The sequence below is a fragment of the Verrucosispora sp. SN26_14.1 genome (assembly GCF_004307965.1).
In the GTDB taxonomy this organism is placed as follows: Bacteria; Actinomycetota; Actinomycetes; order Mycobacteriales; family Micromonosporaceae; genus Micromonospora.
The window spans coordinates 1-10,938 of record NZ_SISL01000188.1; the positions used below are offsets into that span (position 1 = coordinate 1).

Sequence of the window (10,938 nt, forward strand, 5' to 3'; positions counted from 1 at the left end):
ACCGACAACGGCAACACCGTCACCATCGCCGACTCCGCCAACCCCGACCACGCCCGCTACGACCTCCACATCAACGACCTCGCCAACTGGATCGCCACCCGCGGCTACGCCACCACCCACTGACACCACGGCGATGCAAGCAAGGGCCCCCTGCTAACGCCTCGCGCATAGCAGGGGGCCCTTCCTAACGTCCACTCCGTGATCGACGGGTTGCACTCATAGCAAGACGGACGTACGGTTTTGTTGACAGCGCGTATTCGGCGGTAAGTGTTGCCTAACCACGGCGGCCCTCCGGCCGGTGCGACAGACTGCTCAGGACTACTCACGGTCGCTGGTGTGAAGGAGTACGACGTGGCGAGCCTCGACACCTTCGGTGCGAAGACCCAGCTACGCGTCGGAGACGCGAGCTACGAGATTTTCAAGATCAGCCAGGTGGAGGGCCACGAACGGCTCCCCTACAGCCTGAAGATCCTGCTGGAGAACCTGCTGCGGACCGAGGACGGCGCGAACATCACCGCCGACCACATCCGTCAGCTCGGTTCGTGGGACCCGACCGCGGACCCCAACGTCGAGATCCAGTTCACCCCGGCCCGGGTGCTGATGCAGGACTTCACCGGCGTACCGTGCGTGGTCGACCTGGCCACCATGCGTGAGGCCGTGCGGGACCTCGGCGGCGACCCCACCAAGGTGAACCCGCTCGCCCCCGCCGAGCTGGTCATCGACCACTCGGTCATCGCCGACCTGTTCGGCCGTGAGGACGCCTTCGAGCGCAACGTCGAGCTGGAGTACTCGCGCAACAAGGAGCGCTACCAGTTCCTGCGCTGGGGGCAGAGCGCGTTCAACGAGTTCAAGGTGGTGCCGCCCGGCACCGGCATCGTGCACCAGGTCAACATCGAGTACCTGGCACGCACGATCATGGAGCGCGGTGGCCAGGCGTACCCGGACACCGTCGTCGGCACCGACTCGCACACCACCATGGTCAACGGCCTGGGCGTACTCGGCTGGGGCGTCGGCGGCATCGAGGCCGAGGCGGCCATGCTGGGCCAGCCGGTCAGCATGCTGATCCCCCGCGTGGTGGGCTTCAAGCTCTCCGGCGAGATGCCGGCCGGCACCACCGCCACCGACCTGGTGCTGACCATCACCGAGATGCTGCGCAAGCACGGCGTGGTCGGCAAGTTCGTCGAGTTCTACGGCCCCGGCGTGAGCGCCGTGCCGCTGGCCAACCGGGCCACCATCGGCAACATGTCCCCGGAGTACGGCTCCACCGTCGCGATCTTCCCGATCGACGCGGAGACCATCCGCTACCTGGAGCTGACCGGCCGGGACCCGCAGCAGGTCGCGCTGGTCGAGGCGTACGCCAAGGAGCAGGGCATCTGGCACGACCCGTCCGCCGAGCCGCACTACTCCGAGCAGCTGGAGCTGGACCTGGGCACCATCGAGCCCTCGCTCGCCGGACCCAAGCGTCCGCAGGACCGGGTGCCACTGGGCAGCGCCAAGACGCTGTTCCGCGCCGCGCTCACCGACTACGTCGCGGCCGACGAGACCGGTGGCGACCCGGGCCGCCGCCCCGGCGTGCCGCAGCAGGACAAGCCCTTCGGCACGGCGGGCCCGGCGGACGAGGCCAGCGCCGAGTCCTTCCCGGCCAGCGACGCCCCGGCCAACGCGGTCAACGACCCGGCCGATGCCCCGCGTGACCTGGCGACCGCCGCGGTCGGCTCCGGCGGGCGGGCCAGTAACCCGATCCGGGTCACCGGCGCCGACGGCAACGAGTACGAGCTGGACCACGGCGCGGTCGTGATCGCCGCCATCACCTCCTGCACCAACACCTCCAACCCGCAGGTGATGATCGGTGCGGCGCTGCTCGCCCGCAACGCGGTGGACAAGGGCCTGAACCGCAAGCCGTGGGTGAAGACCACCCTCGCGCCGGGCTCGAAGGTCGTCATGGACTACTACGAGCGGGCCGGCCTCACGCCGTACCTGGAGAAGCTCGGCTTCCACCTGGTCGGCTACGGCTGCACCACCTGCATCGGCAACTCCGGTCCACTGCCGGAGGAGGTCTCCGCAGCGGTGAACGAGGCCGACCTGGCCGTGGTGTCGGTGCTCTCCGGCAACCGCAACTTCGAAGGCCGGATCAACCCCGACGTCAAGATGAACTACCTGGCGTCCCCGCCGCTGGTGGTGGCGTACGCCCTCGCCGGCACGATGGACATCGACCTGGCCAACGAGCCGATCGGCGAGGACAACACGGGCCAGCCGGTCTACCTGCGCGACATCTGGCCGAGCAGCGCCGAGATCCAGGACGTCATCGCCTCGGCGATCGGTGCCGGCGGGTTCAGCTCCGCGTACGCCGACGTCTTCGCCGGTGACGAGCGCTGGCAGTCGCTGCCGACCCCGACCGGGGACACCTTCGCCTGGGACGGCGAGTCCACCTACGTGCGCAAGCCCCCGTACTTCGAGGGCATGGCGCCGCAGCCGCAGACGGTCTCCGACATCGGTCCGGCGCGGGTGCTGGCCAAGCTGGGTGACTCGGTGACCACCGACCACATCTCCCCGGCCGGCTCCATCAAGGCCGACTCCCCCGCCGGCGAGTACCTGGCCGGGCACGGCGTGCCGCGCCACGAGTTCAACTCGTACGGCTCGCGCCGGGGCAACCACGAGGTGATGATCCGGGGCACCTTCGCCAACATCCGGCTGCGTAACCAACTCGTCCCGGGGGTGGAGGGCGGCTTCACCGTCAACCACCTCACCGGCGAGCAGACCTCGATCTACGACGCCTCGGTGGCCTACCAGGAGGCCGGCATCCCGCTGGTCATCCTGGCCGGCAAGGAGTACGGCTCGGGCTCGTCCCGGGACTGGGCGGCCAAGGGCACCATGCTGCTGGGCGTCAAGGCGGTCATCGCCGAGTCGTACGAGCGGATCCACCGCTCGAACCTGATCGGCATGGGGGTGCTGCCGTTGCAGTTCCCGACCGGCGAGAGCGCCGAGTCGCTGGGGCTGAGCGGCACCGAGACGTTCACCATCACCGGTGTCACCGCGCTCAACGACGGCTCGACTCCGCGTACCGTGCGGGTCTCCACCGACAGCGGCGTGGAGTTCGACGCGGTGGTGCGGATCGACACCCCGGGTGAGGCGGACTACTACCGGCACGGCGGCATCCTGCAGTACGTGCTGCGGCGCATGATCGCCAGCTAGGCGACGAATGTCGAAGGGCTCCCTCCCCGACGGGGAGGGAGCCCTTCGTTCGTCCGACCGAGGGCGCTGGGCCCGCCGTCACCCGACGGCGCGACCACGGGCCTCCCGGATCTTCATCGCGTGCTCCACCACGGTGATCAGCACCTCCTTGACCGACTCCCGGTTGCGGGCGTCGCAGAGCAGCACCGGCACCTCGGGATCGAGGTTCAGCGCGGCCTGCACCTCGTCGAGGCGGTACGAGCGCGACCCCTCGAAGCAGTTCACCGCGACCAGGAACGGCGTACCCCGCCCCTCGAAGTAGTCGATGGAGGGGAAGCAGTCGGCCAGCCGGCGGGTGTCCGCCAGCACCACCGCGCCGATGGCACCGAGCGCCAGTTCGTCCCAGACGAACCAGAACCGGTCCTGACCCGGTGTGCCGAACAGGTACAGCACCAGGTCCTCGCTGACCGTGATCCGGCCGAAGTCCATCGCCACCGTGGTGGTCTGCTTCGCCTCGACGCCGGAGAGGTCGTCGATGCCGACCCCCGTCTCGGTCAGGACCTCCTCGGTCCGCAGCGGGCGCGTCTCGCTGACCGCCCCGACCAGCGTGGTCTTGCCGACCCCGAAGCCGCCGGCGATCAGGATCTTGATCGCTGTGGGCAGGGCGACCGCTCCCGGCGGCCGCTCAGAGTGCCCGTAGTCCATTGATAACCGCCTCGAAAATGCTGTGATCGGGTATGCCGACGGTGGTGTGCGGCTCGCGAATCCGCACCAGGCTGCGCGCCACCAGATCGCCGAGCAGGACCCGCACGGTGCCCACCGGCAGGTCCAGGTGTGCCGCGATCTCGGCCACGGACTGAATCCGCTGACACAGGCCGACGATCGCCAGGTGTTCCGGGCCAAGCCCGATCTCCGGGGAGACGTCCGTGCGGGTCGCCGTCACCAGGGAGATCAGGTCGAACGTGCCGGTGACCGGACGGGCCCGGCCGCCGGTCACCGCGTACGGACGGACAACCGGACCGGCGTGGTCGTCCACCCACTGGTGGTCCGCGGACTCTCCCTGCACCGTCATCCGGGTTACTTCTCCCCGCCGGTCTGCTCGACGGACCGGGACGGCGACGCCACGTACTTGCCGACCCTGGTGACCAGCATCGCCATCTCGTAGGCGATCAGACCCACGTCGGCGTCCTCGGTGGCCAGCACCGCGAGACAGGCGTTGCGGCCGGCGGCTGTGACGAACAGGAAGGACGACTGCATCTCGATGATTGTCTGCTGGACCTGCCCGCCACCGAACCGCTTGCCCGCGCCGCGGGCCAGGCTCTGGATGCCGGCTGCCATCGCCGCCAGGTGCTCGCCGTCGTCGCGGCTGAGCCCCTGCGACGAGGCCATCAGCAGACCGTCGGCGGACAGCGCCACCGCATGTTCGGCCTGCTTGACCCGGCCGACGAGGTCGTCCAGCAACCACGTCAGGTCGGCACTCGAAGCCGTCTTCTGCGCCACTTCGTCGTCCTCTTCTCCCCGGCTCTTCGCCGTGCTCATCTGGGCCTGATCAGCGCTGACCTGGTATGACGGGCCAGCGACGCGGATCAGGTCGCCTGTTGGTCGGCGCCGTCGGACCCGTCCTCGGCACGCCGGCCCCCATCGAGCAACCTAGCGGCGTCGGAGCGTCCGCGCCGGGTGCCCGTCTGGTACGAACTCATCATGCGGCGAACCTGTTCTGGTTCGCGGATCACGTCCTCGCCGGCGTCGGCCGCCCCGGGCTCGTCGCGCAGCGCCGGGGCGAGACTGGCCTGCCGTACCCGGACCGGCAGGCCCGACTCGGTACGTCCCAGGTCGGACTCGGCCGTCGTCGACGTACCCGGCTCGGGCGGGGTCGCCGTGGCGGCCCAGCCCGGAGTGTGGTCGTCGCCTCGTGGCGTGGTGGCCCACTCCGGCTGCTGACCGGCACCCCAGCCGTTGGCCGGGCCGGAGGTCGGCTGGCCGGAGGTCGGTTGGGCGGTGGCCCAGTCGGGCTGCCCGGACGTGGGCTGGTGGGGCGCGGGCTGCTGGGGCGTCCACTCCGGCTGTTGGGGGGCGTCCGATGTGGCGGGGGCGCCCCAGGCCGGGTTCGGCTGTCCGCCGGTGGCCCAGGCGGGCTGGTCCGGAGTGGACTGCGCGGCGGGCGTCGCCCAGGCCGGTGGGGCCTGCTCGGCCTGGCCCGGCCACTGCTGCTGAGCCTGGTCCCAGTTGCCGGGGGGCGGGGAGTCCGCCTGTCGGGTCGCCTGCGCGCTGCCCCACTGGGTGCCCTGCTGGTTCGCCCAGGAAGGCGCGGGTGCGTCGGGTCGCGCGGGCGGTGGGGGTGCCCAGCCGAGGTCGGGGGCGGTTGCGCCGTACCCGCCGTCCGGCTGAGCCGATCGGTCGCCGTATGGCGCCGGTCCGCCGCCCGGCGGCGCCTCGTCCGGCTCCTGGCCGGGGCGGTGCGGGCCCTCGGACGTCATGTGTGCCCCTCCTCCATCACATGTCGGCCGCCGTCGCCGATGGTCTCGGCAGGGCAGCCGGCGGTGCCGGCGTGCCGGCCGTGCCGGCTCCCCGCACCGTATCCCGGTGGCCGCCGATGGGCTCCCGGGGAGCGTTCGTCGTCACCGTCCGTTGTCGATCGGTGTCGAGGTGCTTCTATCGCCTCGACCTCTCTCGGCCGTGGACGACGACCGTGCCCCACCGTACCGGGCGCTGCGGCGGGGCGGTATCCCGGTGTCAATGGCCGGTCGAACGCCGACGACCCGCCCGGGTCACCCGGGCGGGTCGTCGATCTGGAGGAGGTGGTTAACGTCGTGTGGCGTCAGTGCATGTGACGCTGGGCGATGACGAGGATCTCGTCACGGACCGCGGGCGAGTTGGCCGAACGCAGGGCCCGCTCGATGGCACGGGCGCGGCGGCTGGCGTCGCGGCGGCTACGGATTCGCTCGATCATGCTCATGGGGGTTCTCCTCCTGCTATTCGGTTGTCGGCCCCTCGATGCCTCTATTCAACCGCACGCAGGGCGCAAATTCCAGCGATTAGAAGGTGAGCTGAGCCACCAGCCTACGAATCATAGGTCGACTGCCTTCTGTGAAGAGGGTTTCGTCAACCAACGGCAACGGCCGGTGTGCCGGGCGTTCACCCGTGGCACACCGGCCGTCGTGGCGCCGATCAGGTCCAGGCGAGCAGCGCCGCCTCCGGGTCGGCGAGGAAGTCGCCGATGTCGCGCAGGAACTTCGAACCCAGCTCACCGTCGATGATGCGGTGGTCGAAGGAGAGGCCGAGCGTGGTGACCAGACGCGGCTTGACCTTGCCCTTGTGCACCCAGGGCATCTCCCGGACCGCACCGAAGGCCAGGATCGCCGACTCACCCGGCGGCAGGATCGGCGTACCGGTGTCCACCCCGAACACGCCGACGTTGGTGATGGTCAGGGTGCCGCCGGACATGTCGGCCGGCGAGGTCTTCCCGGCCTTGGCGGTCTGCACCAGGCCGGTCAACGCGTCGGCCAGCTCGCGCAGCGTGAGTCGACCGGCGTCCTTGACGTTCGGGACGATCAGGCCCCGCTCGGTGGCCGCCGCGATACCGAGGTTGACGTACTCCTTGACGACGATCTCGTCACCGGCCCACGTCGAGTTGACCATCGGGTGCCGCTTGACCGCCAGCAGCACCGCCTTGGCGACCAGCAGCAACGGCGAGACGCGTACGTCCCGCCACTCCCGCCGCCCGCGCAGCCGGTCCAGCGCCTTCATCGCCCGGGTCACGTCCACGGTCAGGAACTCCGTGACGTGCGGTGCGGTGAACGCGGACCGGGACATGTTCTCGGCGGTGAGCTTGCGTACCCCCTTGACCGGGATGCGCTGCTCGCGGTCGGCGCCGAAGCTCGCCGCCGCCGTGCCCGGGGCGCTGACCGTGAGCGGCTCCGCCGCGGCCGGTGCCGCCGCCCGCTGCACGTCCTCGCGGGTGATCGAACCCGACGGCCCGGACCCGGTCAGGGTGGCGAGGTCCACGCCGAGGTCCTTGGCGAGTTTGCGCACCGGCGGCTTGGCCAGCACCGCACCCGCGAGCCGACCGTTGCCGTTCACCGTCGGGGCCGGCGCCACCGGAGCCGCCACGGGCGTGACCGGTGCCGGTGCGACCGGGGCGGCGGTGGCCTGCGCCGGGACGACGCCCTTGCGGGGACGGCGTTTGGCCGTGGTGGTCCGTGGGCCGTATCCGACCAGGACGGCGGTCCGGCCGCCCGGTGCCGGGCCGCCGATCAGGCCCGGTTCCACCGCGCCCTCGGCGGGTGCCACCTCGACGGCGGCCAGCGAGGCCGCCGAGGGGGTGGGCAGGTCGTCGGCGGGCGCGCCGGTCGTCGAGGACGCGATCGGCCCGGCGCCCGGGTCGGTGTCGATCGCGATGATCGGCGCACCGACCTCGACCGTGGTGCCCTCCGGGTGGAAGATCGCGTGCACCTGACCGGCCCACTTCGCCGGGATCTCCACCGCCGCCTTGGCGGTCTCCACCTCGACGATCGGCTGGTTCAGCTCGATGGTGTCGCCCACCTTGACCAGCCAGCCGAGGATCTCGCCCTCGGTCAGGCCCTCGCCCAGGTCGGGCAGGTTGAACTCCTTGATCCGGGACATGTCGCTCACCAGCCGAAGGAGCGGTCGACGGCGTCGAGCACCCGGTCGAGGTCGGGAAGGTAGTCCTCCTCCACCCGGGCCGCCGGGTAGGGGGTGTCGAAGCCGGCAACCCGCAGCACCGGGGACTCCAGTGAGTAGAAGCACTCCTCCGTGATCCGAGCCGCGATCTCCGCGCCGAGGCCCACGTTGGACGGTGCCTCGTGCACCACCACCGCGCGGCCGGTGCGCCGCACCGACTCGTACACCACGCCGAGGTCCAGCGGGGAGAGCGTGCGCAGGTCGATGACCTCCAGCTCGCGGCCGTCCTCGGCGGCGGCGGTCGCCGCGTCCAGGCAGGTCCGCACCATCGGGCCGTACGCGAGCAGGGTGACGTGGCTGCCGGACCGGACCACCCGCGCCGAGTGCAGCGGGTACGCCTCGGACAGCGGGGCGTCCAGGTCGACCTGCCCCTTCTCCCAGTAGCGCCGCTTCGGCTCCAGGAACACGATCGGGTCGTCCGAGGCGACGGCCTGCTGGATCATCACGTACGCGTCCTGCGGGTTGGCGCAGGAGACGACCTTCAGCCCGGCGGTGTGCGCGAAGTACGCCTCGGGCGACTCCGAGTGGTGCTCCACCGCGCCGATGCCGCCGCCGAACGGGATCCGGATCACCATCGGGATGTTCAGCTTGCCGCGCGAGCGGTAGTGCATCTTCGCCACCTGCGACACGATCTGGTCGTACGCCGGGTAGACGAAGCCGTCGAACTGGATCTCGCAGACCGGGCGGTAGCCGCGGATGGCCAGACCGACCGCGGTGCCGATGATGCCCGACTCGGCCAGCGGGGTGTCGATGACCCGCTGGTCGCCGAAGTCCTTCTGCAATCCGTCGGTGATCCGGAAGACGCCGCCGAGCTTGCCGACGTCCTCGCCCATGATGACGACCTTCGGGTCGTTCTCCAGGGCGCGGCGCAGACCGGTGTTGAGGGCCTTGCCGAGGGTGAGCGTCTCCGTGGCCATCAGTGCGCGCTCCCCTCGAACGACTCCAGGTACCGGCTGAACTCCGCACGCTGCTCGTCCAGCAGCGGCGAACCGTTGGGGTAGACGTGCTCGAAGAGCGTGGTGGGCTCCGGGTCCGGCATGGCCAGCACCCGCTCCCGCAGATCCACGGCCTCGCGACGGGCCTGCTCGTCGACCTCGGTGAAGAAGCCGGCGTCGGCGATCTGCTCGCGCTCCAGGAAGGCCTTCACCCGGGCGATCGGGTCCTTGGCCTGCCAGGCCTCGACCTCGCTGGCGATCCGGTAGCGGGTCGGGTCGTCGGAGGTGGTGTGCGCCCCCATCCGGTAGGTGTACGCCTCGATCAGGCTCGGGCCCTGCCCGTGCCGGGCGTTGTCCAGCGCGTGCCGGGTCACCGCGTACGTGGCCAGCACGTCGTTGCCGTCCACCCGGATGCCGGGGAAGCCGAAGCCGGCGGCGCGCCGGTACAGGGGGATGCGGGTCTGCCGTTCCAGCGGCTCGGAGATGGCGTACTGGTTGTTCTGGCAGAAGAACACCAGCGGGGCGTTGAACACGCCGGCCCAGACGAACGACTCGTTGACGTCGCCCTGGCTGGTGGCGCCGTCACCGAAGTACGCGATGACCGCCTCGCCGTCGTCGGTGCCGGTCTTGCCGTCCATCGCGACGCCCATGGCGTACCCGGTCGCGTGCAGGGTCTGCGCCCCGATGACGATCGTGTACATGTTGAACTTGAACTCGTTCGGGTCCCAGCCGCCCTGGTCGACTCCCCGGAACAGGCTCAGCGGCATGATCGGGTCGATGCCCCGGCAATAGAGCACGCCGTGCTCGCGGTAGGTCGGGAATGCCATGTCCTGGGTGCGCAGCGCCCGACCGGAGCCGACCTGGGCCGCCTCCTGGCCGAGCAGGCTCGCCCAGATGCCCAACTCGCCCTGACGTTGCAGGGCCGTCGCCTCGGCGTCCAGCTTCCGCACCAGCACGAGGTCGCGATAGAGGCCGCGGTACTCCTCGTCGGTGAAGTCGACGCGGTACTCGACGCCGTCCGGGCCGGTCACACTGTCGACGCGCGCACCCTCGGGGGTGAGCAGTTGTACGAGTTCCGGGTCGCCGGTCGCGGCTTTCCTGGATCGGGGTGCGGCTCGCCGGCCGCGGGGGCCGGCCCCGGGGTCGCCCTTTGCCATCCGTCTCTCCCTGTCGTGTCTGCGTCGGCACCGGGGGGTCACCCGGCCGCGCGACTCGTGCGCCGGCCCCGGCTGGTGCCGGGATCGGTTCCTGGCGGCCACGCTCAGCCCCGGTGGGGGTTGCCGCGCGGCGTGAGCCGGATTCTTGACCGAACCCGGTTCGGGAGCGCCGACGCCCAGTCGCGCCTACCGCGTGGGTGCGCGGAGGTCCCGGCTGCGCTGCCGTCGTGGCTCCATATTCGCATCAGAGGTGAGTCGTCCCACACTCCACCTGCCCCGCGTCTCAGGACGGGTCCGCTTCGTTACCTGAAATACCGGAGTGCCGGGTCGAACGACGCGCGACCGATCCGGTGATGGTTTGCCACCATTCGGGCAGATAAGCGTGTCGACACGCGGTGTGGGGTTGGCTGACGCAGAGTCACTGAACCACGCTGGTCGCGCGGGCCTCCGAAGCAGCTCAGGCGGTCCGCCGGGGCCGCGTCGACGGCCCCGGCCAGGGGTCGACGACGAGGAGTGCGTGGTGTCCGAACCAGGTGAGGGGCCCGGGGGGCCGATCCTCGGCCGGCACCGGGCACCCGGCGGCTACCGCCGGGTGGTGGGCGCCCACCGTGCCGCGCGAGCCGCAACGCCGACGCGGGGTTACCTACTGACCGTGGCGCTGCTCGCCGGGACGGCCTCGATGCCGGTGCTGGCCGCGATCAGCACCGGCTCGGCGACGGTCGGCAGCACCGCACTGCCGGGCAGCAGCACGCCGCCGTTCATCCCGACGCCCTCGGTCGGCCCGGTGGTGATCCCGCCGCCGCCCGCCGGCACCCCGACGACCGGGGTACCCGCGCTGCCGTCGGTCGGCCCGACCACCCCGCCGGGCGACCCCGGGCCGGATCGGCTCCCGATGCCGGCCGCCCTGCCGTTCGCGCCACAACCTGTCTCGTATACACATCGGACGCTGACGACGACGGCGTAGGTGTAGATCT

General features: G+C 71.0%; 10 protein-coding genes. 2 read left to right on the plus strand and 8 right to left on the minus strand.

The window, feature by feature from the left end; translation table 11 throughout:
* The first annotated feature begins 336 nt into the window (after positions 1 to 336).
* The gene (locus EYA84_RS17465; protein WP_131054127.1) at positions 337 to 3,192 is read left to right on the plus strand and encodes an aconitate hydratase; all 2,856 of its coding nucleotides are present in this window, start codon (positions 337 to 339) and stop codon (positions 3,190 to 3,192) included.
* A 78-nt stretch (positions 3,193 to 3,270) separates the two neighbouring features.
* Here the strand turns inward: EYA84_RS17465 and EYA84_RS17470 are convergent, their stop codons facing one another.
* The 8 genes from EYA84_RS17470 to pdhA all read right to left on the minus strand — a co-directional run bounded on the left by EYA84_RS17470 (position 3,271) and on the right by pdhA (position 9,964).
* Positions 3,271 to 3,876: an ATP/GTP-binding protein gene (locus EYA84_RS17470; RefSeq protein WP_131054128.1), complete on the minus strand. Its 606-nt coding sequence runs from the start codon at positions 3,874 to 3,876 to the stop codon at positions 3,271 to 3,273.
* Positions 3,857 to 4,243, minus strand: a complete 387-nt coding sequence (locus EYA84_RS17475; RefSeq protein WP_131054129.1) for a DUF742 domain-containing protein — start codon at positions 4,241 to 4,243, stop codon at positions 3,857 to 3,859. Before EYA84_RS17475 ends, EYA84_RS17470 begins: the two co-directional genes overlap by 20 nt.
* 5 nt (positions 4,244 to 4,248) lie before the next feature.
* Entirely contained in the window at positions 4,249 to 4,710 is a 462-nt protein-coding gene (locus EYA84_RS17480; RefSeq protein ID WP_201272410.1) for a roadblock/LC7 domain-containing protein, read from the minus strand.
* Between the two features lie 47 nt (positions 4,711 to 4,757).
* Positions 4,758 to 5,648: a hypothetical protein gene (locus tag EYA84_RS33520; RefSeq protein ID WP_236145820.1), complete on the minus strand. Its 891-nt coding sequence runs from the start codon at positions 5,646 to 5,648 to the stop codon at positions 4,758 to 4,760.
* Positions 5,649 to 5,989: 341 nt separating this feature from the next.
* On the minus strand, positions 5,990 to 6,127 hold the full coding sequence (locus tag EYA84_RS32995; RefSeq protein WP_162854370.1) for a hypothetical protein: 138 nt from the start codon (positions 6,125 to 6,127) through the stop codon (positions 5,990 to 5,992).
* A gap of 212 nt (positions 6,128 to 6,339) precedes the next feature.
* Complete coding sequence (locus EYA84_RS17490) at positions 6,340 to 7,794, minus strand: dihydrolipoamide acetyltransferase family protein (RefSeq protein ID WP_131054134.1); 1,455 nt, start codon at positions 7,792 to 7,794, stop codon at positions 6,340 to 6,342.
* Between the two features lie 5 nt (positions 7,795 to 7,799).
* On the minus strand, positions 7,800 to 8,789 hold the full coding sequence (locus tag EYA84_RS17495; protein WP_131054130.1) for an alpha-ketoacid dehydrogenase subunit beta: 990 nt from the start codon (positions 8,787 to 8,789) through the stop codon (positions 7,800 to 7,802).
* On the minus strand, positions 8,789 to 9,964 hold the full coding sequence (pdhA, locus tag EYA84_RS17500; protein ID WP_131054131.1) for a pyruvate dehydrogenase (acetyl-transferring) E1 component subunit alpha: 1,176 nt from the start codon (positions 9,962 to 9,964) through the stop codon (positions 8,789 to 8,791). Before pdhA ends, EYA84_RS17495 begins: the two co-directional genes overlap by 1 nt.
* A gap of 520 nt (positions 9,965 to 10,484) precedes the next feature.
* Between pdhA and EYA84_RS32510 the strand changes: the two genes are divergently transcribed.
* Positions 10,485 to 10,928: a hypothetical protein gene (locus EYA84_RS32510; protein WP_161594992.1), complete on the plus strand. Its 444-nt coding sequence runs from the start codon at positions 10,485 to 10,487 to the stop codon at positions 10,926 to 10,928.
* Positions 10,929 to 10,938 lie beyond the last annotated feature (10 nt).